At 54.5% G+C, this 25168-nt stretch carries 16 protein-coding genes; 12 read left to right on the top strand and 4 right to left on the bottom strand.

Going from position 1 to position 25168, the window contains the following annotated elements; genetic code table 11:
* Nucleotides 1–33 precede the first annotated feature (33 nt).
* Nucleotides 34–1533 (top strand): exopolyphosphatase, encoded by a 1500-nt coding sequence (gene ppx, locus VRZ32_RS09585; RefSeq protein WP_414526184.1) that lies wholly within the window; start codon nt 34–36, stop codon nt 1531–1533.
* Nucleotides 1534–1783: 250 nt separating this feature from the next.
* Here the strand turns inward: ppx and VRZ32_RS09580 are convergent, their stop codons facing one another.
* Nucleotides 1784–2533: a hypothetical protein gene (locus VRZ32_RS09580; RefSeq protein ID WP_414525511.1), complete on the bottom strand. Its 750-nt coding sequence runs from the start codon at nt 2531–2533 to the stop codon at nt 1784–1786.
* A gap of 531 nt (nt 2534–3064) precedes the next feature.
* Between VRZ32_RS09580 and VRZ32_RS09575 the strand changes: the two genes are divergently transcribed.
* Nucleotides 3065–3379 carry a hypothetical protein gene (locus VRZ32_RS09575; RefSeq protein ID WP_414525509.1) on the top strand — a complete coding sequence of 105 codons (315 nt, stop codon included), beginning with the start codon at nt 3065–3067 and terminating at the stop codon, nt 3377–3379.
* Nucleotides 3380–3477: 98 nt separating this feature from the next.
* Here the strand turns inward: VRZ32_RS09575 and rnd are convergent, their stop codons facing one another.
* Complete coding sequence (gene rnd, locus VRZ32_RS09570) at nt 3478–4623, bottom strand: ribonuclease D (protein ID WP_414525508.1); 1146 nt, start codon at nt 4621–4623, stop codon at nt 3478–3480.
* 181 nt (nt 4624–4804) lie between these two features.
* On the opposite strand from rnd, the gene aspS reads away from it, so the two are divergent.
* From aspS to VRZ32_RS09555, 3 genes are read left to right on the top strand one after another with little or no spacing between them, the layout of a single operon-like run.
* A complete protein-coding gene (gene aspS, locus VRZ32_RS09565) occupies nt 4805–6619 on the top strand; it encodes an aspartate--tRNA ligase (protein ID WP_414525507.1) in 1815 nt (604 codons plus the stop codon).
* 1 nt (nt 6620) lies between these two features.
* Entirely contained in the window at nt 6621–7505 is an 885-nt protein-coding gene (locus VRZ32_RS09560) for a glycosyltransferase family 2 protein (RefSeq protein WP_414525506.1), read from the top strand.
* Nucleotides 7442–8587, top strand: coding sequence for an acyltransferase family protein (locus tag VRZ32_RS09555; RefSeq protein WP_414525505.1), 1146 nt, complete (start codon nt 7442–7444; stop codon nt 8585–8587). Before VRZ32_RS09560 ends, VRZ32_RS09555 begins: the two co-directional genes overlap by 64 nt.
* Here the strand turns inward: VRZ32_RS09555 and VRZ32_RS09550 are convergent.
* Nucleotides 8559–9179: a CatB-related O-acetyltransferase gene (locus VRZ32_RS09550; protein ID WP_414525504.1), complete on the bottom strand. Its 621-nt coding sequence runs from the start codon at nt 9177–9179 to the stop codon at nt 8559–8561. The genes VRZ32_RS09555 and VRZ32_RS09550 overlap by 29 nt on opposite strands.
* A 116-nt stretch (nt 9180–9295) precedes the next feature.
* Here VRZ32_RS09550 and VRZ32_RS09545 point away from each other — a divergent pair, with 116 nt between their 5' ends.
* A complete protein-coding gene (locus VRZ32_RS09545) occupies nt 9296–11581 on the top strand; it encodes an NADP-dependent malic enzyme (protein ID WP_414525503.1) in 2286 nt (761 codons plus the stop codon).
* 243 nt (nt 11582–11824) lie between these two features.
* On the opposite strand, the gene VRZ32_RS09540 is transcribed toward VRZ32_RS09545, so the two are convergent.
* On the bottom strand, nt 11825–13735 hold the full coding sequence (locus tag VRZ32_RS09540) for a hypothetical protein (protein WP_414525502.1): 1911 nt from the start codon (nt 13733–13735) through the stop codon (nt 11825–11827).
* 521 nt (nt 13736–14256) lie between these two features.
* On the opposite strand from VRZ32_RS09540, the gene VRZ32_RS09535 reads away from it, so the two are divergent.
* The 6 genes from VRZ32_RS09535 to VRZ32_RS09510 all read left to right on the top strand — a co-directional run bounded on the left by VRZ32_RS09535 (nt 14257) and on the right by VRZ32_RS09510 (nt 25136).
* Nucleotides 14257–14718, top strand: a complete 462-nt coding sequence (locus VRZ32_RS09535; RefSeq protein ID WP_414525501.1) for a hypothetical protein — start codon at nt 14257–14259, stop codon at nt 14716–14718.
* 197 nt (nt 14719–14915) lie between these two features.
* Nucleotides 14916–15959, top strand: a complete 1044-nt coding sequence (gene pyrC, locus VRZ32_RS09530) for a dihydroorotase (protein ID WP_414526183.1) — start codon at nt 14916–14918, stop codon at nt 15957–15959.
* Between the two features lie 136 nt (nt 15960–16095).
* On the top strand, nt 16096–19557 hold the full coding sequence (gene pyc, locus VRZ32_RS09525) for a pyruvate carboxylase (RefSeq protein WP_414525500.1): 3462 nt from the start codon (nt 16096–16098) through the stop codon (nt 19555–19557).
* A gap of 176 nt (nt 19558–19733) precedes the next feature.
* Nucleotides 19734–20453 (top strand): cold-shock protein, encoded by a 720-nt coding sequence (locus tag VRZ32_RS09520; RefSeq protein WP_414525499.1) that lies wholly within the window; start codon nt 19734–19736, stop codon nt 20451–20453.
* Nucleotides 20454–21377: 924 nt separating this feature from the next.
* Nucleotides 21378–22715 carry a porin gene (locus tag VRZ32_RS09515; protein WP_414525498.1) on the top strand — a complete coding sequence of 446 codons (1338 nt, stop codon included), beginning with the start codon at nt 21378–21380 and terminating at the stop codon, nt 22713–22715.
* Between the two features lie 249 nt (nt 22716–22964).
* On the top strand, nt 22965–25136 hold the full coding sequence (locus VRZ32_RS09510; protein WP_414525497.1) for a hypothetical protein: 2172 nt from the start codon (nt 22965–22967) through the stop codon (nt 25134–25136).
* The last annotated feature ends 32 nt before the right edge of the window (nt 25137–25168 follow it).

Genomic DNA, 25168 nt, shown 5'->3' with positions numbered 1-25168 from the left:
CAGGGAGCACTGGTCGTTGAGAAGCTGCAGCTCATGCGGCGGACAGGTGCGGCGTCGCCTATCGCAATCATCGACATTGGTTCAAACTCTGTCCGCCTTGTGGTGTATGACGGCCTAAGCCGCTCGCCTGCGCAGCTCTTCAACGAGAAAGTGTTGTGCGGCCTGGGGCGTGGCGTACTCACAACAGGCCAGCTGGCCGAAGATGCTGTTGCCAAGGCGCTTAAAGCCTTGGCGTGGTTTCGCATCTTGTGTGATGCGATGCAGGTTAACCGGGTGCATGTGCTTGCGACAGCAGCCGCACGCGATGCCGCGAATGGCCCTGAATTTATTGCTGAAGCTGAACGGATTTTAGGGCGCAAGATTGAGCTTCTCTCTGGCCGGCGTGAGGCGCAGCTTTCTGCTTATGGCGTTTTGTGTGGCTTCCATCATGCGGATGGCGTTGTCGGCGACATGGGCGGCGGTAGCCTTGAGCTGGTGGATGTGGTTGGTAATTCCGTTACCGAGGGCATGACCACCAAGTTGGGTGGTCTGGCGCTGCAGGATATGACTGGCGGATCAATCAAGAAAGCAGCCAAGATCATCCGGGAAGGTTTGGCAAATGCCGGTCCGCTTGATGCTCTGCGTGGCCGCAATTTCTATGCGGTTGGTGGCACTTGGCGTTCGCTTGCAACATTGCATATGGCGCAGCGAGCTTATCCGCTGCATGTCATGCACGGATATTCAATGCCAGCGAAGGATGCGCTTGAGTTCAGTAAGCTGCTTGAGCGCACTGATACCGAAACGCTGGGCTCGATTGACTCTGTGTCTGAAGCGCGCCGCCCCTTGCTGAGCTATGGGGCGCTACTTCTCGATGAGATTATCCGGCGTGGCCGGCCTTCTGCCGTTGTGGTTTCCGCACTTGGCGTGCGCGAAGGTTTCCTTTACGAGCTGCTGACAGAAGAAGAGCGTCGTGTTGATCCGTTATTAGCGGGAGCCAGCGAGCTTAATCGTTTGATGTCGCGCAATTCTGCGCATGCAGCGGAACTTGTAGCCTGGACAGGCCGTCTTACGACCTCGCTGCATCTTGATGAAACTCCGGAGGAGCGCCGTCAACGGGAGGCCGTTTGTCTGCTATCGGATCTCGCATGGCGAACCCATCCTGATTATCGGGCCGAGCAGAGCCTCAGTCAGATTGCGCATTCGTCGATAACGGGCGTTGATCACGCAGGGCGGGCATTTATCGCGCTATCAGTATTTTTCCGTTATCAAGGGTTGTCGCTTGAGGGGGCGCGCTCGAATTTACGCGAGCTGGTGACCCCACGCATGCTGAACCGCGCGCGCATATTGGGCGGCATGCTGCGCATTGCTTATCTGATATCAGCCGCAATGCCGGGCATTCTTCCGCGCGCACCGCTGGTCGGTAGCGGATCACGCCTTGTGTTGACGCTTTCGCCAGAGCTGGAAGCGCTTAGCAACGACCGCCTCACCACCCGCGTAAAGCAACTCGCACGTGTGCTAGGCCGAGAGCCGGTAATCGTAACGAAAATGGGTTGAAGTTTTCGGTGGTTGGCTGGAAGCTGCTATTATCCGCATAGCTGAAATAAAACAGGTCACCATGTTTCATAACATGGTGACCTGCATAATTTTGACCAGCCGATACCTGATCATGAGGCTTTTTCCGCTTATCGGATGGCCACCCCGGGCGCCGCTCGGACCTACACGTTTCCGTGCTTGATGTTTAAAGACCGTGAGGCATAAGCACGGTCTGTCTTCTGGATGAGTAAATAGAGTTAGCGCTAAAAAGTCAACCAGCATCTCTTGGATGTTTGGCATTGAGTTCGCTTAGAAGACAAACTCCGCTGTCTACCAAGGCGCCATGTTTCTTTAAACAATCAGCTACGGATATTATGGATGTACCAGAAGAGACAAGGTCATCAATGAGTGTGATTTTGCAGTCTTTGAAAGATGGCGTTGCGCTAGAAAATGTAAAGGGCTGGAAAAAATGTCTCATGTTTTTTGAGATTTCTTTCATAGCGAATTTAATATCAGGATTAGCTTTTCTAAGATTACCGAGGATATTCTTAAATTCGGTCTGTTCCTTTTCCTTCTTGATAGAAGGGAAATTCGCATCAATGTCAGCCAGAATCTCTGCGATAGTTTTTTTCCGAAGAAAATCCGATGGCCGCAGTTCGATCCCTGATATCTCCGCTACTTTTCTCGCGAAATCCCGACACAGCGGCTTGCTCGACGGAACGTCAACAAGCATGTCAGCATTCATTTCCTCTACGAATGTTTCCATGATTTTTGCAGCCTGTTTATACAGCATATCGCGGTACATCGGTTGCATGTGGTAGCCGTTCATCTCTTTTAGGGCATAAACTAATGGGTTGCCATCTCCATCCTTGTGCTTGGTAGTTTTACGACGAAATACGTATCGAAGATGCAGCCCTTTTAGAAATCCCTCTGTAGGGTTTCCTTCGAAAGAAGTATCAACCAGCTCTTGATGGGAATGATCAATTATTACGGATTTATTGCTATATACTTTTATTCCCAATTATTTCCAGCCTTAAATTCTACAGGGATTTTCTTATTGGTTTCAGTTTAAATCCCTATCGTCGCTCTGTCCGGATTTAAGATTTTTGGAATCGGTCTTTTGTGTGGAGAATTTCATTCACTGCAACATGTCACAACGGAAGATCGTCTTTTGCGAGCTCACTCAAAAATCTATGTAAGCGTGCGAGAAAACTCTATTAGAATGCAGCAGAATTTTTGATCTTTGGGGCTCATGTTTACAAAGGTCTCGGCCCATTTCCCGTTTGACATCAATCCTGAACCCACTATGTCTAAAGGTGGATCTGCAATCCTGTGGGTCTGGGGCGTAGCAACCTCTTAAGAGTCGGTTGGTGCCAACCGTAATGGTGCCTCCCTTGCTTTATGGCCGGGGAGGCGCTGGCTATGTTCAGGGCTTGCCTAAAGGCCAGCGCGGCCGTGCTCTTACGGTTTGCTAACTCTCCCGGCCACCAGCATGCACTCGCAAGGATGCGTTTTCTGGTGGCCTCTTCATCTTGGAAGGGGAGTTATTACCGTGGTCGATCAATATGTTGATGGAAATCTACTGATACTTTACGCGCAACTCATACCTTGGGTTCAAGCGTTGCTTGGCGTTGGGGCATGCGTGGTTGTGCTTGGTGTGGCCTATCTATTCAAGGAAACTGTGGTTGCGCTCATGCAGCCATTCTATCGCTTCCTGCCGGCGCAATATGCGTTTGATGGGGCTCCTTGCAGGGAGTGGAAGCAGTTCCAGCGGGATATCAATCGCAAGATTGACAGGCTGCTGGATAAAAATCACTTCAATCTTCCACGGGAGGCTGGCCAGATTGCGCCGTTTCGTGGGGAGTAAATAAGAATAGAGCGCTTTCGCGATCGGCGTAAAGCGCTCTACTTCTTTTATACGTGAGTTGCATCGCTGATCTCAGGTGGATTACCTGATCACAACATTTAACGTTCGATGACGATCACCCGGTTGCCGTCGATAGCGATGGCGAGCTTGCCGTGCTTGAGCTTGAGTGCACGTTCGCCAAATAACTCTCGCCGCCAGCCTTTGAGAGCAGGCACGTCGGCATTGTCATCAGAAGCGATAGCTTCAAGATCATCCACAGTGGCGAGAATCTTTGGGGCCACGCGTGCGGTTTCGGCAATGCCTTTCAGCAACACCTTGAGCATTTCCAGCACGGCACTTGCGTTATTGCGGCCTCTAGGGCGCTCAAATGCGGGGATGGTGTCGGGATTGCGTGCAAGGCCGCGTTCAACTGCTGCCAGAATGTCTGTGCCTGCGCGCGAGCGTTCAAAGCCATTGGGAATTGAGCGCATACGCCCCATTGCCTCCACAGAGCGCGGGGCGCTCACAGCGATATCGACGAGTGCGTCGTCCTTCATCACGCGTGAGCGTGGCACATCGCGACTGCGCGCTTCGCGTTCGCGCCATGCAGCCACTTCCATCAGCACAGCAATTTCGCGTTGCTTCTTTGCCCGCCCGCGCAGTTTCAGCCAGGCATCTTCAGGTGCGAGATCATAGGTCGCGGGTGAGGTCAGGATTGCCATCTCTTCATCGAGCCAACTGCTGCGTCCCGTTTCTGCAAGATCGGCTGCCAGTGCGCCATAGATCGTACGCAGGTGCGTAACGTCTGACTGGGCATAGATCAGCTGCTGATTATCGAGTGGGCGCTGCGACCAGTCTGTAAAGCGTGATGATTTGTCGATGCGTGCATGGGCAAGGTCGTTTGAAAGCTGTTCATACGAAACCGAATCGCCATAACCGCACACCATGGCGGCGACCTGTGTATCAAACAGTGGTTTGGGGATGACCTGGCCGCGTTGCCAGATGATTTCCACATCCTGTCGCGCCGAGTGAAATACCTTGACCACTTCTTCATCGGCCATCAGCGCATAAAAGGGCGCAAGATCGATCCCGGATGCGAGTGGATCAATAAGCACAGCCTCATCCGGGCTTGCCATCTGGATCAGGCAAAGCTTCGAATAAAACGTCGTCTCCCGCAGGAACTCAGTGTCCACGGTGACAAAGGGGTGCTTGGCGAGGCGCGCACAGGCGGCGGCGAGGTCTTCGGTGGTCGAAATCAGGTCCATAATCGCTTCGCTATAGACGAGGTGGGGCCGCTTGTCGCGGGGGGAGATGCATTTTTAGCGGTCTTTTTTGGTGTGATGCTTGACAAGCGAGGCCTGTCGTGGACTTCTCCCGCGGTCCGGGTGCTTCGCGAGAAGTGTCTGACGTTCCGTTTTTCCTGTCATCATACTGGCTTATTCCGTCATGCATCGCTATCGTTCCCACACCTGCGGCGCCCTGCGCGAAACCGATATCGGCTCTGAAGTGCGCCTGTCCGGCTGGTGCCACCGTATCCGCGACCATGGCGGCGTGCTCTTTATCGATCTGCGCGATCATTATGGTCTGACGCAATGCGTCGCCAATTCTGATTCGCCTGCCTTTGAAGCTCTCTCGCACGTGCGTGCCGAGTGGGTTGTGAAGATTGACGGTAAAGTACGCCCTCGTCCCGAAGGCACCGAAAATACCGATCTTGCTACCGGCAAGGTGGAAGTCGACATCACCAGCGTTGAAGTGCTTGGCCCTGCGGCTGAGTTGCCGCTGCAGGTGTTCGGCGATCAGACTTATCCTGAAGAGACGCGCCTCAAGTACCGCTTCCTCGACCTGCGTCGTGAAAAGCTGCACCGGAACATCATCCGCCGCGGGCAGGTGATTGATTCGCTGCGTCGCCGCATGCGTGAGCAGGACTTCTTCGAGTTCCAGACGCCGATCCTCACGGCTTCATCGCCAGAAGGCGCGCGCGACTTCCTGGTGCCGAGCCGTCTGCATCCTGGCAAGTTCTACGCTTTGCCGCAGGCACCGCAGCAGTTCAAGCAGCTGACCATGATCGCGGGCTTCGATCGTTACTTCCAGATCGCGCCTTGCTTCCGCGATGAAGACGCGCGTGCGGATCGCTCGCCAGGTGAGTTCTATCAGCTCGATATCGAGATGAGCTTCGTCACGCAGGAAGACGTGTTCCAGGCTGTTGAGCCGGTACTGCGCGGGGTGTTCGAGGAATTTGCTGAAGGCAAGCCGGTCACCAAGGTGTTCCCGCGCATTCCTTATGCGGAATCGATGCTGAAGTATGGCTCTGACAAGCCCGATCTGCGCAACCCGCTGATTATTGCTGATGTTTCGGATGAGTTCATGTCCGAAGGTGTCACGTTCAAGGCGTTCCGTGGCGTGATCGAATCAGGCGGTGTGGTGCGTGCGATTCCGGCGCCGGGTGCAGCCAGCCAGCCACGCTCATTCTTCGACAAGCTGAATGACTGGGCGCGCGGTGAAGGTGCGCCTGGCCTTGGCTATGTTGTGTTCGAGGAAGAGAGCGGCGCACTCGTGGGCAAGGGCCCGATTGCCAAGTTCATTCCTGCAGACGTGCAGGCTGCTATCGCCAGGAAGGTTGGCGTTGGCGCAGGCGATGCGGTGTTCTTCTCGGCTGGCGAGATGTTGAAGGCAGCAAAGCTTGCAGGTGCGGCGCGTATCCGGATTGGCGATGAGCTGAACCTTTCTGCCAAGGATCGCTTCGACCTGTGCTGGATCACCGACTTCCCGATGTACGAATGGAACGAGGACGAAAAGCGCGTCGATTTCTCGCACAACCCGTTCTCGATGCCCAACTTCGACCCCGAAGCGTTTCTGGCGCTCGATCCATCGGATGAGAAGACCATTCTCGACATCAAGGCATTCCAGTACGACATTGTCTGTAATGGCATTGAGCTGTCGTCGGGCGCGATCCGTAACCACCGTCCCGATATCATGCGCAAGGCTTTTGCGATTGCGGGCTATGGCGAGGATGTGCTCGAAGAGAAGTTCGGCGGCATGCTGCGCGCACTAAGCTACGGCGCACCTCCGCACGGTGGTATCGCGCCAGGTGTGGATCGTATCGTCATGCTGTTGTGCGATGAGCCCAACATCCGCGAGGTTGTGTTGTTCCCAATGAATCAGCGCGCTGAAGACCTCATGATGAGCGCGCCTTCTGAAGTGACGCCGAAGCAGCTGCGTGAGCTGCACATCCGGCTGAACCTGCCAGAGAAGCCCGCCTGATATGCAAGCGGTTGACGCCATCGTCGTCAGCTACGACAGCGCCAGCGTCCTCCCTTCCTGCCTCACGGCTTTGGCAAGGGAGGGAGCGCGGGCGATTGTCGTCAACAATGCCAGCCGCGATGGCACGTTGGGCATTGCCGAATTTTTTCGTGCGCAGATCATCAGCAATCGACAAAACGAAGGCTATGGCCGCGCCAACAACATGGGCGTGAAGGCCGCACAAAGTGAGTGGGTGCTGATTATCAATCCCGATGCGGTGATTGATAAGGGCGCACTTGAGCGCCTCATGCACGCAACGACGCTATACCCGGATGCGGCAATGCTCGCGCCGCGTATCATCGAGCCGGACGGGCGCTTCTTCTTCCAGTTCCGCTCGCTGTTATCGCCTTACCTGAAAAACGAGAAAGCCACGCGGCGTTTTCCTGAAGGGGATTGCTGCGTGCCGTTCCTGTCGGGCGCGGTGCTGCTGGTGCGTCGCGATGTATTTTTGCAGGTCGGTGGGTTCGACGAGAATATTTTTCTTTTCTTTGAAGATGATGACCTGTGCCGCCGCATTATTGATGCGGGGTATTCGCTTGTGCATGTGCATGCTGCGACGGCGCGTCATCAGCGCGGTGCATCGACGGCACCAAACCTATCGCGTGTGTTTACAGCGCGATGGCACCTGGCTTGGTCGCGTGCTTACATCTGCCGCAAATATGGCCTGAAAAGCCCGGCGCTTGGCATGGCGGTAGTCAATAGCTTCAAGGCGATGGGCGCTTGGCTCATTTGGGATCGTCAGCGTGCGGCCCGTTATGGTGGCTCGGCTGCAGGAGCATTTTCGTGGTTGCGGGGTCAAACAGCGCTGGCACGACAGGGCTTGCGCCCGCGTCAGGAAGGATCTTGACGATGGGCAGCTTCTGGCGCGGTCAGAGCATTGAATCAGCTATGGCGCGTGGTGGTGATAATTTCCACCTGCTGCGCCATTTTCTGGCCTTGGCGGTAATTGTATCGCATGCTTTCAGCGTGGGTACCGGCAATGGTGCGGATGAGCCGTTGCACGCTTCTACCGGTTTCGCGCTTGGTGAGCATGCGGTGAATGGCTTTTTTGCCATTTCCGGTTTTCTCGTCACCATGAGTTTTGTGCGCCGTGGTCCGCTTGATTACATGCTCGCGCGTACGTTGCGTATTGCGCCAGCGCTCATTGCGGCTGTGTTTGTCTGTGCCTTCATGATGGGGCCGATCATGACGACGCTGCCCTTGGCGAATTACCTGCGTGATCAACAGCTTTGGCGATTTGTGCAGGCCACGTTGACAACCTTGAAAAGCACAGCGCCCCTGCCTGGTGTGTTCGCGGATAATCCTTTTCACTTTCCGCTCGGCACTGTCTGGACGCTGAAATACGAAATCATCTGTTATGGCGTGGTGCTGGCGCTTGGTGTGGCGGGGGCTTTGCGCCATCGGATGGTTGTGTTGGGGCTTGTGGTTGGGCTGGTCGTGGCATGCCTTGGGCTCGATATCTGGTATCCCGAAGCTGCGAAAGGCACGCAGACTTCTATCCGTCTGCCGTTGATATTCCTGCTGGGGAGTGTGTTTTATCTCTATCGCGAGAAGGTGCGCTTTAGCGCTCTTTTCATCGTCATTCTTGCTATGGTTACTTGGATTTGCGCTGACACACCGCTTTACCGCACATTACTGTTTGTGACGGAAGGCTATGGCATCTTATGGCTGGCGCTGGGCATGGCGCCACTGTTGCGCAAGCCGCCCCGGCCCGATCTTTCTTATGGCCTTTATCTTTATGGCTGGCCTGTGCAGCAGGTGCTTTTCGTTCTTTTCCCGACTATGAGCGCTGCTGCGATGATCAGCCCGGCGATGGTGCTGTCGGCCGTGATTGCTGCTGCCTCATGGTATGCTATCGAGCAACCTGCTCTGAAGCTGAAGGGGCGCCTCATGCATGTGGCTACGCGGCGCCATTCCGCAGCTGTCTGACAGCATTAATCAGCTCTTCAACGCGCTCGCCTTGCAGCAGAGGGAGAAGCGTAGCGATTGTGGCGTCTGATAACTCCCACCATGCTGTTTCGATGAGTCCCGCAACGATATCGGGCGAAAACCGCTGACGCACCTCACGCGCGGGAACGCCGGTGACAATGCTGTAGGGTGCAACATTGCGCGTCACCACTGCGCGCGCGGCAATCACCGCGCCGTGGCCGATGGTGACGCCGGGCATGATCATCGCTCCCGATCCAACCCACACATCAGAGCCGATAACGACATCGCCGCCGCCGGCGCGGTAGTCCGGCAGTGTTTCGGTATTAGGCCATACATCGGGGAAGGCTGAAAACGGGAATGTTGACGTCCAGTGCAGATGATGGCCGCCACCGAGCAGAATTTCGACCTTGTCGGCGATCGAACAAAAGCGACCAATAATGAGCTGATGTCCCTGATTAGCGAAGCGCACCTTGGGCTTTCCATAGCTATGGGCACCGATGGAAAAGCCAAAACGGCGGATATCGCGTGCTAAAAACAGGCGTGTTTCATTATGCGGGTTGCGCCAGCGCTTTATCCGGCTCAAAAGGGGCATCAGCTATTCCTCCAGCGCAATGCTGCGCTTGAGCTTGCCATTGACGAAGCGGCGCTCAAACGCGAAAACGTTATAACGAATAGAATCTTGCCAAAAGACAAAGGGGCGACGTGCATATGACCGGCAATATCTCTCAGGATCTCAAAGCGGGGGCCCTCTTCTACCACCGCAACCCCCGTCCAGGGAAGCTGGAGATCACGCCGACGAAGCCACTGGGCAACCAGCGCGATCTTGCACTCGCCTATTCACCCGGCGTTGCCGCTGCTTGTGAAGCAATTGTTGAGAGCCCCGCTGAAGCCGACACTCTCACTATCCGCCAGAATCTGGTGGCGGTGGTGTCGAACGGCACGGCGGTGCTTGGCCTTGGCAACATCGGCCCGCTTGCCTCAAAGCCTGTCATGGAAGGCAAGGCGGTGCTGTTCAAGAAATTTGCCGGTATCGATGTGTTCGACATCGAAGTGGCGGAGACCGAAGTTGAGCGTCTCGTCAATGTTGTGGCGGCGCTGGAGCCGACATTTGGCGGCATAAACCTTGAGGATATCAAGGCCCCTGAGTGCTTTGAGGTTGAAGAGCAGCTGAAGCAGCGGATGAAAATTCCTGTGTTCCATGACGATCAGCACGGTACGGCGATCATCGTGGGTGCGGCGGTGACAAACGCATTGCTGCTGGCTGGCAAGAATATTGAAGATGTAAAAATCGTTGCCTCTGGCGCGGGCGCTGCTGCTTTGGCGTGTCTTAATCTGTTGGTTTCGCTTGGCGCGAAGCGTGAAAATATTTGGGTGAGCGATCTCGAAGGTGTTGTCTATGAGGGCCGCGAGGCGTTGATGGACCGCTGGAAGGCCGTCTATGCACAGAAGACCGACAAGCGTACCCTGAATGACGTGATTGACGGTGCCGATATTTTCCTCGGCCTTTCCGCTGCCGGTGTACTCAAGCCGGAGATGCTCAAGAAGATGGGCGACAGGCCGTTGATTCTGGCGCTGGCGAACCCCAATCCCGAAATCATGCCGGAGCTGGCGCGCGAAACGCGGCCGGATGCGATGATTTGTACCGGGCGCTCGGACTATCCCAATCAGGTGAACAACGTTCTCTGTTTCCCGTTCATCTTCCGGGGCGCTCTCGATGTCAGTGCTTCCGAGATCAATGAGGAAATGAAAGCAGCGGCCGTGAAGGCTATTGCCGAGCTGGCGCGTGAGGCACCCTCTGATGTGGTGGCCCGCGCTTACGGGGGCGATACGCCCAATTTCGGCAGTGAATCGCTCATCCCCAACCCTTTTGATCCGCGTCTGATCCTGCGGATTGCACCAGCCGTTGCCAAGGCCGCGATGGAATCAGGCGTGGCGCGCAAGCCTATTGAGGACTTTGACGCTTATAGCGATTCCTTGTCCGGATTTGTGTTTCGTTCCGGCTTCATTATGAAGCCATTGTTTAGTCAGGCGCGGTCTGCACCCAAGCGCGTGATCTATGCGGAAGGCGAGGATGAGCGCGTGCTGCGCGCGGCGCAGGCCGTTATAGAAGATGGCATTGCACGCCCGATTTTGATCGGCCGCCCTGCCGTGGTCGATGCACGTTTGAAGCGTTTTGGCTTGTCGATTGAAGCGGGCAAGCATTTCGATCTGGTCAACCCCGAAGATGATCCGCGCTACCGCGATTATGTTGCAACCTATCTGGAAGCAGCTGGTCGCAAAGGCATTACGCCTGATCTTGCGCGCACCTTGTTGCGCACCAATCAGACTGTGATTGCGGCTGTCGCGCTGTTGCGTGGCGATGCTGATGCGTTGATTTGCGGTGTTGAAGGGCGGTTTGATTCGCACCTGCGGCATATCCGTAACATCATCGGCGTGGCACCGGGGGTGGATGATTTTGCGGCGATGAGTCTCGTCATTACCTCCAAGGGACACTACTTCCTCGCTGACACGCATATCCGCGCCGAACCAACTGCGCAGGAGCTCGCTGACACAGCAATCTCATGCGCGGCTCACGTGCGCCGCTTTGGTATCGAGCCACGTGTGGCGCTGCTGTCGCATTCCAACTTTGGTTCAGCAGACACGGCTTCCGCTCGCAAGATGCGGCAGGCGCTTGCGATTTTGCGTGCCCGTGAGCCTGGTCTGGAAGCGGATGGTGAAATGCAGGCGGATGCTGCTTTGTCGCAGATTGTTCGCGAGCGAGTGATGCCTTCGTCGAACTTTAAAGGTGCGGCTAACGTGCTGGTGTTGCCTACGCTTGATGCGGCAAACATTGCGTATCAGTTCGCGCGCGTCTTGGCGGAGGCGTTGCCGGTAGGGCCAATTCTGCTCGGGCCAGCAAAGCCCGCGCACATTCTCACCCAATCAGTAACAGCGCGCGGCATCGTCAACATGACGGCTATCGCAGTAGTAGAAGCCCAAGCCAGTATGGGGTGACCTACGCGTCATTGTGGCCTGCAAATGGCAACCTTCTGCGCTTCCGGTGCGCATGGACTTAAGTTCACTGCGTGCCGGTTCTCGAAGGTCACCATTTTCGACTCACCCTGATGCGAAGCTTAACCCATCCTGTGGTCCTTTTTCGGCGCTGTTCTTTTGGGGAGCCGGGATGGCTTTGAAATACAAAAAAAACCCGCTCCTGGTATAACCGGGGGCGGGTTTTTCTTTACTTACATGCCCGCATCATTCCGTCGTGGTGATGTCGAAGCGTTCCAGGAGCGCCGAGGGTTCGGCGTTGCTGGCATCCAGTGCCTTGATTGGTACGCCTGCAGGGTCCTTCGCGGTTGCCGTGATCGACAACTTGCGTGGGGACGAGGCAAAGCGCGAAACAGCGGCGGCGAGCTTGCGAGCTACAGGCGTATCGCCGATAATCGCTGGAATGCCAACTGTGGCCAGGGCAGCGTATTGCTGTTTGATCTCGTCTTCCGTACCAGCGCCTTCTTTCGCTTGCTGCTTGACGACATGCTCGAACAGGCCGCTGTTCTCAAGCGTCATGGTGAATCCATGTAGTGAGGCTTTCTCTAAAGCGGAGAAGATCACGTTGATGTCGTTAGAGACGCTCACGTTGCCAAGCCGGGCTGAAGCACCGATGCTGCCGATATCGCGGCCTGCGAAGGACAAGGTATCGATCGTGAATTCCTTCTTCGCCTTATCCCACTGCCCCTGGAATGCGGAGGAGAGCGTTATATCCGCATAGCCCATGTTGCGTAGTTCCTTAAGCCCATCCATTTCGGCAAGGCTTGCGGTCAGCGGGAAATGCAGATCGGTAAGGGTTGTCTGGAAGGTTGTTATGTCATTGCTGACATCTCCGCCGAGCGTGGTGTCGAACGCCTTGAGCGAGAACGTGAGACGCTCTGGCGTGCTCGGCGAGAGACTCGCTGTAGTTGCGTCCTTGCCATCTTTGGTTTCTTCAACTGGCGGGCTGCTGATATCGGCATCAACATCAACGCCTTCAATCACCAGACGACCGCCGGTAGGGGCAGGATAGGTGCCTTCGAATGGGTTCTTGTCCTTCTCAAATTCGGATTTCGACGCTTCGACGAGTGCTGAAACCGTTGATTTGAACGACAGTCCATCAATGCTGAAGTGCTTCATGCTTGCAACGTCATCCTTGCCCTTCTCGGCCTTATTGGAGAAGGAGAGGTCGTCGAACGCGAATTTGAGCTCTTGATCGATGTAGCGCATGACAAACGAGCCGATGCGAACCGCATATTTGCTCTTGCTGACATCTTCCGCGCCGTCAGTGATAACCATGTTGCTGACGGTGGTCTCCCCAATGTCGAAGGATGAAAGGATATCCGCACCTGCGATGAGTAATGCGCGCTTTTTCTCGACTGGCAGCTTTTCAAAATCCGTTTCGGCAGTGTCGGCCAATTCCAGGATCGATGACAGCGGATTGCGTCCCAGACGCGCGGAAACGCCCGTGCTTTTTGTGCTTGCTATGGAGACTGTGAAGCCGCCAGCCTCTTCCTCATCTGCTGGTGCGATGGCGAGGCGTATGTCATTGTTGGAGGATGGGCCATATAATTGCTGGGTTTTGCGGTTCTCGCTGGTATCGGATTCAGTAAAGAGACGTGCAGCAAAGACCGTGTCGAGCGCTTCAATGGATGATTGGCCATAGGTGGCAGACTGGATTTCGGTTTCTTCATCCTCCTCTTCCACTGTGGTGGAAGAAGTGATGCGGGCCGATGTCATTTTGCCAATGACGCCCTTGATGACGTCGCGCATCTCAACATTGTAATACGTATCAACCTGCGTCCTCTCCCCCATCACTATCGTGGAGGTGAGTTCCGGGATGATGATCGACGATGCTGTAAGTTCGCTAAGGCGCTCTGCCAACGGCTTTTTCGATTTCGCGTCGAAGAGCGCAGTCAATTCAGCTTCCGTCAGGCTTGTGCCATTGACGATGGCGCGTGGAATCTCCAGTGAGATGATCTCTCCCTCAAGAACGATGTCTTCAACGGTGACATTATCAGCTGCCTGAGCGCTGATGGGCAGGAGGATGCCTGATCCAAAACGGTAATCGACAGCAGTTGCGCCGAGAAGGACAACAGCGCTGATAAGCGCGGCGTGAGATTTAGAGGCAAACGACATTCAACATTCCCCGACTTCAATTATGCGTGCGCCAAAGCAGACAGCTTTCCATCCTGCAAAACAACACGGCAGTACTGAGCGAGGAGAACGTATCACGCACATTTTGCAATGGATATCCTGTGCAGACAAAATCATTGGCACATGGGTTAATTTCTTTATTGAAGGTTATTTATGAAGTATTTAATTGAAGTTTGATTATTTATTGTAAATATAATTTATTTATTAAGTATTATTCATTTAACAATCATTATTAGATATACTATTGTTATGTGTAATATTATATTTAATTTAAATTATATTATTGATGATGGTTGTTTTCTCAGGTTGATCGTGGCCATTTTACGTGGCGTATATGGGCGATGCTGTGACTGATGCGTCTAGTGAGGTGTGTCTGCTATCACATTTTATGGGCGTTTATAAAGCTTTGTATTTGCGTTTTATGGCATTCATTGGTCTATTCCCGTGAAATAGGTTTTATTCATGTAATATATATTTAAAATAAAAGACGTGGAGATTGATAAATGAGTGACGAAATTTCACACGATCCCATTAATGCGCATGCATTAACTAATGATCTGCCTCCTCTCGTGTTCAATGTGCAAATCGGGGAGGGTGATCAGGTGGTATTGGTGGCGCGCTCGCCTAATGGCGAGACATTGCTTCCATTGACTGGCCTTCAGGCTGCACGGTTAGGGCGGGCGTTGTTAACGGCGTCTGTCGCGCTTCACGCAGGCAACGAACGTCCGCCTGCCGGATCAGCGCTGGAGGATTGCCAGTTTCCTATTCGTCGATGGATTGTGGCGCGGTCTGGCCGCAATGGCTTGCCGATTATCACCACGGTGCTGCCTGGGAACATTGGGCTGACTTTCCAGCTTGATGAGGCCTCTGTCGGTAAGTGCGGTGCATCGCTGGTAGAGCTTGCTCAGCAGCGACCTTTGCCTCTGCTCGATGGCGGCCCAAATGGTGGTGATCTGCCCATTTGAGTCTTTGGCGTTCTTGCGGGTGATTAAATGCGGTGCGCTCAAGAGGGTATTCTTGTGCGCCAACCCCTGCTACAAGTCTGCGTCGTTGGCGCGATTTCGGGCAAGGGAGGGTTCTTTGCACGGCGTGGCTTCAGCGCATATTGATGGAGCCGCTTTTTCACGGTACGAAAAGCGCGCAGTGCGGATTACGTTGCATGATCAATAGCTTGACTATTCATCAACCAGACGATTGGCATGTGCATCTGCGTGATGGCGACATGCTCAAGGCTGTGTTGCCCGCAACCGCCGCGCATTTTGGCCGGGCAATTATCATGCCCAATCTCGTGCCGCCGGTGGTAACTACTGCACAGGCCGAGGCGTATCGCGGGCGCATTCAGACCGCCCTGCCGACAGGCAGTGAATTTATGCCGCTCATGACCCTTTATATGACCGATGATACCGATGCTGATGATGTAATCGCAGGGTATCAGGCGGGTGTGGTTAAGGCGGTGAAGCTTTATCCGCAACATGCCACGACCAATTCGCATTTTGGTATCAGCGATATCACGCGCGCTTATCCGGTGCTGGAGCGGATGGAGGCAGCTGGCGTGCCGCTGCTGATGCATGGGGAAGTAACCGACCCCCAAGTTGATATCTTTGATCGCGAGGCTGTGTTTCTGGAACGCATTTTCGACCCGTTGGTGCGCCGGTTTGCTGGTCTTAAGGTCACGCTTGAGCACGTCACGACACAAGAGGGCGTAGATTACATTATAGCGGCGCGGGCTGGCATTGGGGCATCTGTGACGCCGCATCACCTGATGTTTAATCGCAATGCGATTTTCCAGGGTGGCATCCGTCCGCATTACTATTGTTTGCCAATTGCCAAGCGGGAGCAGCACCGTCTTGCGCTGCGCCGTGCGGTGACATCTGGTAATCCACGCTTTTTCCTGGGCACTGATACGGCACCGCATACACGCACAGCCAAGGAAGCGGCTTGTGGATGCGCGGGCCTGTATGTTGCTCCGGTAGCGCTTGCTACTTATGCGCAGGTGTTTGACGAAGAAGGCGCGCTGGATAAGCTCGAAGCCTTCGCCAGCCTCAATGGACCGCGCCATTATGGCATGCCGGTGAATGCGCGACGCATCACGCTGCATCGCGAGCAACGCTTTGTGGCTGAAGATGTCTCGGTGGCAGGTGAGGAAGCTGTGCACATCTATCGTGGGGGTGAAAGCGTTGGTTGGCGCGTTGAAGTGCATGCCTGAGATCAGAAGCGCTGGCGGGCGGTTTGGCCGCATGTAGCGCTTGCTATTATCGTCATTATGCCAACCATTCCGTTGCTGGCAAAAATGAATCCATCTGCCCGTCTACATGTTGCAGACTGAAGTACTGGAGGACTGAATGAAGATACGCCGCTTGCTCGTTGCTAATCGGTCGGAAATTGCCATTCGCGTTTTCAGGGCTGCGGCGGAATTGGGGATTCAGACAGTCGCCATCTATGCGGAGGAGGACAAGCTGTCCTTGCACCGTTTCAAGGCGGATGAGGCATATCAAGTTGGCCGTGCGCATGAAGGACGGCGCAAGCTGGGGCCGCTGGAGGCGTACCTGTCCATCGAAGAGGTGATTCGCGTTGCGCGCGAAGCCAGGGTTGATGCGATTCATCCAGGTTATGGCTTCTTGTCGGAAAGTCCTGAATTTGCCGAAGCATGTGCGGCAAACGGCATTATCTTCATTGGTCCGAGGCCAGAGACAATGCGCACGCTTGGTAACAAGGTGTCGGCGCGTAACCTGGCGATTTCCGTCAATGTGCCGGTAATGCCGGCTTCCGATCCGCTGCCCGATGATCCGGAGGCGGTAAAGGCCATTGCGGCTTCGATCGGCTATCCCGTGATGCTCAAGGCAAGCTGGGGTGGAGGCGGTCGCGGTATGCGCCCGATTGAAGGACCGGATGATCTGATCTCAACCGTTACCACTGCCCGGCGCGAGGCCAAGGCGGCATTTGGCAAGGACGAGGTTTATTTCGAGAAGCTCGTGCGCCGCGCGCGACATGTCGAGGTGCAGCTGCTGGGTGATACTCACGGTGGGCTGGTGCATCTGTTTGAGCGCGATTGTACAATCCAGCGTCGCCATCAGAAGGTGATCGAACGTGCCCCCGCACCTTATCTGGATGATAAGACGCGTCAGGCACTGTGCGATGCCGCGCTGCGCATAGGCCGTGCGACAGGCTATGCAGGGGCAGGCACGGTCGAGTTCCTGATGGATAAGGACACGGGCGCATTTTACTTCATCGAGGTAAATCCGCGTGTGCAGGTTGAGCATACCGTGACGGAAACCGTGACCGGCCTTGATATCGTCAAGGCACAGATTCGTGTGGCAGAGGGCGGGCACATTGGCAATGTGGCCGAGACGGGCATTCCCGCGCAGGCTGATATCAATTTGAATGGCCACGCATTGCAATGCCGCATCACGACGGAAAACCCCGAGAATAACTTCATCCCGGACTATGGCCGTATCACTGCTTATCGCGGGGCGTTCGGTTTTGGCATTCGCGTTGATGGCGGCACGGCTTATTCGGGCGCTGTGGTGACGCGCTTCTATGACCCCATGCTGGAAAAAATCACCGCCTGGGCGCCAAGCCCCGAAGAAGCGGTGGCGCGCATGGTGCGGGCTATTCGAGAATACCGAATTCGAGGCGTGGCCACCAACCTCACATTTCTTGAGGCGCTGCTGAACCATGAGCAATTTATGGAAGGCGATTACACCACACGCTTCATCGATGAAACGCCAGAGTTGTTCACCTTTACCCGCAAGCGCGACCGGGCGACGAAACTGCTTGGTTATCTGGCTGACGTGACCGTCAACGGTCATCCCGAAACGCGTGGACGGGCGCAGCCTCCCAAGGAGGCCCGCTTTGCCGAGCCGCCATTATTTCAGCGGGACGCATTGCCAGAAGGCACGAAGCAGATGCTTGAGCGGCTTGGTGCCAAAGGTTTTGCTGATTGGATGAAGGCACAAAAGCGCGTGCTTATCACCGATACAACCATGCGCGATGCCCATCAGTCCTTGCTGGCGACGCGGATGCGCACGTTTGATATCGTCTCAGTGGCGGATGCATATACGCAAGGTCTGCCAGAGCTGTTTTCACTGGAGTGCTGGGGCGGTGCGACGTTTGACGTTGCGATGCGCTTTCTGACGGAAGACCCGTGGGAGCGCCTGTCGGTGTTGCGTGAACGCGCGCCTAACACTCTGCTGCAGATGCTTTTGCGCGGCGCGAATGGTGTTGGCTATACCAATTATCCCGACAATGTGGTGCGCTATTTTGTGCAGCAGGCGGCTCATGCTGGCATGGATCTGTTCCGGGTTTTCGATTGCCTGAACTGGATCGAAAACATGCGGGTTGCTATCGATGCTGTAGGCCAAACAGGCAAGCTCGTTGAAGGTGCGATCTGTTATACCGGCGATCTCGATGACCCGGCGCGGCCGAAATATGCGCTTAAATACTATGTCGATCTCGCCAAACAGCTGGAGGCCGCGGGCTGCCATATTCTTGGCATCAAGGATATGGCTGGACTGTTACGTCCAGCTGCTGCGACCAGGCTCGTGAGCGCGCTCAAGCAGGAAGTTGGGTTGCCGATCCACCTGCATACGCATGATACCTCAGGAATTTCGGCGGCCAGTGTTTTGGCTGCAGTGAATGCAGGTGTCGATGCTATCGATGCGGCGATGGATGCTATGTCCGGCCTTACTTCGCAGCCATGCTTGGGGTCGCTGGTGGCAGCGCTTCAACATGATGAGCGTGCAACCGGCCTTGATCCAAGCGCAATCCGCCGTATCAGCTTCTATTGGGAAGCGGTGCGGGCGCAATACGCTGCGTTTGAGAGCGATCTGCGTGCAGGGGCTTCGGAAGTTTATCTGCATGAAATGCCGGGTGGGCAGTTCACGAACCTGAAAGAGCAGGCGCGGTCGCTGGGATTAGAGACGCGTTGGCATGAGGTGGCGCGTGCCTATCGTGATGCGAATGATCTTTTTGGCGATATCGTCAAGGTCACGCCGTCTTCCAAAGTGGTGGGCGATATGGCGCTGATGATGGTTGCGCAGGAGCTTACACCTGCTGATGTACTTGACCCAGCGCGTGAGATCGCATTTCCGGCATCAGTCGTGGAAATGCTGCGCGGGGATCTGGGGCAGCCCCCTGGCGGATGGCCCGAAGCGCTGCAGAAGAAAGCGTTGAATGGCGAAAAACCATCAACAGCACGCCCAGGATCGCTAATTCCGGCAGCTGATCTGGAAGCGGAGCGCGCGTCCGTTGAAGAAAAAATTGGGCAGGAGGTAAGCGATCTGGAGCTCGCTTCTTATCTTATGTATCCCAAGGTCTATACTGATTTCGCGCTGGCAAGATGGAAATACGGTCCTGTGTCGGCATTGCCGACGGCCAATTTTTTCTATGGCATGCAGGTCGGTGATGAGATTGCAGTTGAAATCCAGAAGGGCAAATCGCTCGTGATCCAGCTGCAGGCTATTGGTGAGACGGATGAGGATGGCCTGGTGCGGGTGTTCTTTGAACTGAATGGCCAGCCGCGCATCATAAAGGTTCCCAACCGCACAGCCGTTGCCAATTTGCCCGCACGCCGCAAAGCTGAAGATGGCAATGATGCCCATGTGGCAGCGCCCATGCCGGGTTTGATTGCAACGCTTGCGGTGCAGGCCGGGCAAAATGTGAAGGCTGGTGATGTACTGGTCACCATCGAGGCAATGAAAATGGAGACTGCTCTCCGAGCGGCAAAAAACGGTATTATCAGGGAAGTTTTGGTGAGTGCGGGCAGCCCTGTAGACGCCAAAGACCTGCTAATCGTGCTCGAATAGAGAATTATTATCGGAATTACTGACTTTCTTGCATAATCGTTCTCGCCACTTGATTGAAACAAGGGTATAGTGTGTCGTCGCTGGCAAATTGCGATGGAGGGGTTGGTCGTACAATGCGGTTGTGCGAAGCTTGCCTCGCCGGATAACGTTGACCATCTGTAGTTGGATCTTTCTGTATGAACCGATATGACGATTCCCGTGACGCGCGCCGGCGGGGCGCCCGTAGAGACGGTTTTGAGCCACGCGATGGCGGGTATGGCCAGCCTAGCCACAGCGATAACGACGGCGGATATTTTAATGCTGGCGCTGGCGCCGGTGGTCCTGCCGGTCCTGCGATTGAGGCTACTGTAAAGTGGTTTAATCCTAGTAAGGGCTTTGGCTTCGTGGCGGCATCCGATGGTTCGGGCGATGCTTTCCTCTCGCTTCGCGCGTTGGAAGCTGCAGGTCATGGTGGTGCAGAGCCAGGCGCTTGTGCGATCGTTCGTCTGCGCGATGGTCCCAAGGGTCCACAGGTTGCCGAAGTTGTCGAGCTTGAAGATCTGCCTCCTCAGGCACGTCCTGCTCGTGCGCCTCGCGCCCCTGGTGGTTTCGGTGGCGGCGGCTACGGTAATGGTGGCGGTCGTGACTATGGCAATGGCGGCGGTTATGCTGGCGGTGGCTATCAGTCGCGCGGTGACGCAGGTCCATCTGAAGATATCAACGGCACCGTGAAGTGGTATAACCGCGATAAGGGTTTCGGCTTCGTGCAGCCTGATGATGGTGGTCGCGACGTATTTGTACACGCGTCTGTTCTTCAGCGCGCCGGTTTGACTGACCTTGCTGAAGGTCAGCGGGTCCAGATGGGCGTTGTTGCTGGTGCAAAGGGGCGCGAAGCTTCGAACATTGCGCTCGACTAAGTGCTTTTCCGCCCGATGGAAGCATCGGGTAGGTTAGCACCTTCTCATTGAGAACCAATTTACGCCTGATGCGCTTGAATGCGTGTCAGGCGTTTTTTATGAATGACGTGCATAGGTTTGCTCAATTGATAGCGGCAGATGCACCGTGGCTCTTTTGAGCAGCCTAAGTTTTTCTGATGGAAGAACATGGCATCAAGCATAAATTGCATCACTCAGTGCTTCTGATTGCCCCTCTTTAAGAAAAGTCCCGTTGTGATTGATTCTTGTTCTGTCGAATCAAGCACAACGTGTTTTCTGAATTTTGTAATTGGCATCTTTATTGTTTTCGGCCTGAGCTTTCCCAGATTTCAAGCGATATCCCCTGAAAGCTGTTGTTTTTATCCACATAGCGAAGGGGCGAAGTTCACCGGAAAGATAAATAGAATATTTGGAATTTAATGAAAACCTGCATATATTAAATTTATTTTTTAATATATTAGTACAAAATAAAATAAAAACAATAGAATTCGGAATTATTATTGAATGGAGCCGTTTCTATCTTTTGTTTTTGTTTATTATAAATTTATATATCATTTCTTCTAGAATAAAAAATATATAAATTTTATCTTTCATTTTTATTCTTAAATCATTTATATTATTATTGTATTCTTTTAATGTTTAGTGGTGTTTTGGCAACACTTGTAGCAAAATGGCGTATATTGAATTTGTAATTATTGAATGATGGCTCTCTCTAATTCATGTTTGCGGTGTCGATGGCCTCGGATAACCAGATGAGTTGCATATTCTCGTGTTTAGAAATGAATGCGCATGATGCAGTACTGGTTTTCAGAGAAATAAAGGCATTCTTAGTTGATCTTAATACAGGCAACTTTGAGGTGGCTCGCTATCGAAAAGATCTTGATATCTCTCTGGAGGTTACACACCATGAAGCTCGTGAAGAGCCTTCTCATCGGAACTGCCGCTGGTTTTGCCGGGCTTTCCAACGCTTACGCCGCAGATCTTCCTATGACAAAGGCTGCACCGGTTGAATACGTTCGCGTCTGCGCTACGCATGGCGCTGGCTTTTTCTATATTCCCGGCGGTGACACTTGCATCAAATTTGGTGGTCGTGTTCGTGCGGATTTTGTTTATGCTGAACCAACCAATTTTTATTTTTATGCACGCAATGCTTTGGGAAATCTTGTGCCATTTGGGGTGCAGGGCCGGTATGCTGATGCTGTCGGATACAAAGCGCGCGCCCGTCTTGATGTAGATGTTCGTACGAATACTGATTACGGCACACTGCGCGCTTTCATGCGCTTCCAGATTGACCGCAATGCTGCGCAGCAAGGCGTAGGTTTTGGTGGGCCGCTGATCGATAAGGCTTACATTCAGTGGGCTGGTATTACGGCTGGTTATGCGCAGTCATTCTTCGACTTTTTCGCGTCTGACCTGAACTGGGGCAGCTTTGGTGGTTCGCCTGGCTCCGATGCCACCAGCAACCTGCTTGCTTATACGGCAACTTTCGGTGCCGGTTTTTCTGCGACTTTGTCGTTGGAAGATCGCAACAACCGTCAGTTGAACCCGAACACCATCAACTACCTTGGCGTGGCTACCAGCACGTATAATGTGGCTGGCCAACGTATGCCTGATATCATCGGTGTGTTGCGTGTTGATCAGGCTTGGGGTTCGGCGCAGCTGTCCGGTGCACTGCATCAGCTGAATACCGCATCGCTTTTTGGTCCATGGGGGCAGCGCATTGACTCATCACTGGGTTGGGCTGTGCAGGGCGGTGTGCGGTTTAACGTGCCTTATATGGCTTCAGGCGATGTGCTCTGGTTGCAGGCAGCGTATGCTGATGGCGCTCTCAACTACCTTGGCCTTGGTGGCAGCACCACGGCTGGTCGGGCGCAGGTCTTTGCGGTTGATGGCGTTATCGTCAACAACGATATCAAGTCCTCCAGCGGTTGGAATCTAACGGCAGCTGGTGTTCATTACTGGACGCCATCAGTACGTTCAACGCTGTGGGGTTCTTACACGGATGTCGACTATGGTCGTTCAATGGCCGATCTGTCGTTCGCACTGCGTGATTTCAATATCTGGCAGGTTGGTTCGGCTCTGATCTGGTCGCCAGTGTCCAAGTTTGATATCGGTGTGGAAGTGCTTTATGGCCGCGCTGAGCGTGACCGTCACTATGCTGATCTGAACAACCCGAACTTCTTCTTCGTGAAGCGTTCGGAAGATACGGTGCAAACACGTCTGCGTCTGCAGCGCGACTTCTGATCCGCAAAAGCCGTTTAAAGATTATGCCCCCGGCACGTGTGCCGGGGGTTTTGTTTTGAATAAATGGCTGGCTTCTTATTTTTGCCCGCTGAAACAATCCTTGTTGTTAGCAAAAGACGCGGCGTTAACCGGACCTCAACCTTAACGAGCTTTTCTCTAAATGCCTGAACAAGCGCATTGCTTGTTCGCAGGGCTCTGATGCTGATCCCTCATGCTGTAAGCAAAGGGCGATCATGGGTGAGTAAGGTTATGCAGCAGTCGACAGGTGCCGTTTGCCCTGCGCCGATAAGCCCGCGGCATGCGTGCTGGTCGGTTTGCGGGCTTGCGTCTTGTTTACCGCTTGTATTGTTTATTGCGGCAGCTGCGTTATTTTTTGGCGTGTTGGCGGCATCCTTTGTGCCACAACGCTATATCGCCAGCGCTACGCTCGTGCTTGCCGACGGGCGTGGACTTGCGCCTGTTGGTGATACACCTTTTGCGGCAGCGGCCATTATTTCATCACCTGATTTCGCCCGCGAGGTTGTTGCACGTCTTGGCCTAACCGATAGCCAGCAACTAACGCCAGAGCAGATGCCCTCGTTTATGGTGCGGTGGTTAAGCGTATTGGGTGTCATGCGTCCGCTGCCAGAAATGCAGGCGGAAGCGGTGCTGGTACGTGCGTATCTCGATGCGCTGAAAACCTCGGCAGCGGACGATGCGCGGGCTTTGATTGTCAGTATTCGGGCGCATGCACCCGAGATGGCAGCGCGAGCGGCGAATATGACTGCGCAAGTCTATCTCGATCGCCGCCATGCGGCTGTGGAAGCACGCGATATTGCGATTAATGCTGCACGGCAGAAAGTGGTGCAGGCGCAAGCTGTTCTTGAGCAGGCGATTAATACCGAGAGCACCTTTCGCAATAATCCAGGTGGGGCTGACACCGCGCGTCGGGCGCGGACGGCAGCGGATAATCTGGCGTTGTTGATCGTGGAAAGAGCAGCGCTGGTGGTGGAGCGTGATGCTATCTCACGCAGGCTCACTTCGGTTGAGGCAATGGGCGACTCTGCCGATCTGTTTCAGGTGCCTTTTGAGGGCGTATCTTTGTTGCGCCATCTTGTCGAGCAGAGGTTATCGTTGCGGGTTGATCTCGCGGCGGAACGGCGAATCCGTGAGGCACGGGATTGGCGCGTGCGCGCGCTTTCCGCACGTGCCGCAGCTGTCGATGGCCAGATCGCTGAGGCGTCCGTATCCGCACGGGAGTGGCTGGCAGGTGAGCGCGATTACCTCGTCAAGCGCATTACCGAGGTGGAGAATGCAATCCGCTTGCGGCAGGCGATTGTTGCAGCAGCGGCGGATAATAGCGAGCGTTATGCTGCGCTTGAGCGTGCCGTGGCAAGCGCACGCATGCAGCTATCTCTGGAACGGGAGAGGCTGGATGATGAAATCGCCCGTGTGAGAGCGGGTGCTACGGCTGCTTATGTGCTGAAAGCTGCCGAGCCGCCGCAACAACCAGATCGTACTTGGCCAGTCATCATTGGTGCCATAGCTGGGCTGATGACGGTGTTGTTACTTTCATCGCTGGTGGGAAGTGGGACATGCGCATTCTATGCTGTCGTGAATAAGGATAGCCGGAAAGAGGGGGCTGGCACTGATATTTCGCCTGTACATGCTCCAGCAAGCGCTGCCTCTGGCTTCAATGCTGCTGATAATCAGACTGCTGGTGGGGAAGGGTATGAGAGCAACGTCTTGTCAATGCAGGCACAGGAGATTGCTTCTGCATCAACGACACCTGATGCTCCAACGGCGATAAAATCTTCGCTTCGGGCGAACGACGTTTCAGTGCCAGCGGCTATTCTGGATACCCCTTTTACTGTTGTGCATATTGATAAAGGCGAAGGTGCTTTAGAGACAGTTCTCAATCGTCTTGCAATTGCACCTCGCGCTGATGGTGGTCGTCACCTGCTGGTTGTGGGAGTGGATGCGCGAGGTAAGGCGCCCGACATTGCGCTGGCGTTGGCGCGATATCTGGCTGTGCGTGAACGGGTCATGCTGTTGGATCTCTCTGCTTCCCGATCAGTTGAGGAAATGTCGACCCCCGGGTTTACGGATTTGCTTGCGGGACGCGCATCATTTTCAGAAATCATCACGCGCGATTCCGGTTCGCGGCTGCATCAGGTGGCGCGGGGTGGAAGCGCTGTGGATGCGGATCAGCTGGGTGATGGGACAGAGCTGGCGCTTGCGGCGCTCGACCAAACCTATGACTGGATTGTGCAGGTTTTCGCAACCCAGGATCAGGATGGACTTGCGCGTCGCGCGATTAAGCACGCCAATGGGGTTGTGCTGGCAGCGAAGGGTGAGGCGATCGATGTGGAGACCTTTGCAGCTTATGAAGCACTGCGTGAAAAAGGTCTCGATAATATTGTCGTGGCATTAAGCGCTTGATTGTGAGAGCCAGAAAGCCGTTCTTTCAAGCT

It is taken from the genome of Pseudochelatococcus sp. G4_1912, assembly GCF_047501465.1.
Lineage (GTDB): Bacteria > Pseudomonadota > Alphaproteobacteria > Rhizobiales > Beijerinckiaceae > Pseudochelatococcus.
Note: the sequence above shows the minus strand (reverse complement) of the source record. Positions and strands in the feature narration are given on the sequence as shown.

Bases quoted from the DNA above. Each gene is read 5' to 3' on its own strand.
- ppx (WP_414526184.1), top strand. From the start codon at position 34: ATGCGGCGGACAGGTGCGGCGTCGCCTATCGCAATCATCGACATTGGT.
- rnd (WP_414525508.1), bottom strand. From the start codon at position 4,623: ATGGACCTGATTTCGACCACCGAAGACCTCGCCGCCGCCTGTGCGCGC.
- aspS (WP_414525507.1), top strand. From the start codon at position 4,805: ATGCATCGCTATCGTTCCCACACCTGCGGCGCCCTGCGCGAAACCGAT.
- VRZ32_RS09560 (WP_414525506.1), top strand. From the start codon at position 6,621: ATGCAAGCGGTTGACGCCATCGTCGTCAGCTACGACAGCGCCAGCGTC.
- VRZ32_RS09550 (WP_414525504.1), bottom strand. From the start codon at position 9,179: ATGCCCCTTTTGAGCCGGATAAAGCGCTGGCGCAACCCGCATAATGAA.
- VRZ32_RS09545 (WP_414525503.1), top strand. From the start codon at position 9,296: ATGACCGGCAATATCTCTCAGGATCTCAAAGCGGGGGCCCTCTTCTAC.
- VRZ32_RS09540 (WP_414525502.1), bottom strand. From the start codon at position 13,735: ATGTCGTTTGCCTCTAAATCTCACGCCGCGCTTATCAGCGCTGTTGTC.
- VRZ32_RS09535 (WP_414525501.1), top strand. From the start codon at position 14,257: ATGAGTGACGAAATTTCACACGATCCCATTAATGCGCATGCATTAACT.
- pyc (WP_414525500.1), top strand. From the start codon at position 16,096: ATGAAGATACGCCGCTTGCTCGTTGCTAATCGGTCGGAAATTGCCATT.
- VRZ32_RS09520 (WP_414525499.1), top strand. From the start codon at position 19,734: ATGAACCGATATGACGATTCCCGTGACGCGCGCCGGCGGGGCGCCCGT.
- VRZ32_RS09515 (WP_414525498.1), top strand. From the start codon at position 21,378: ATGAAGCTCGTGAAGAGCCTTCTCATCGGAACTGCCGCTGGTTTTGCC.
- VRZ32_RS09510 (WP_414525497.1), top strand. From the start codon at position 22,965: ATGCAGCAGTCGACAGGTGCCGTTTGCCCTGCGCCGATAAGCCCGCGG.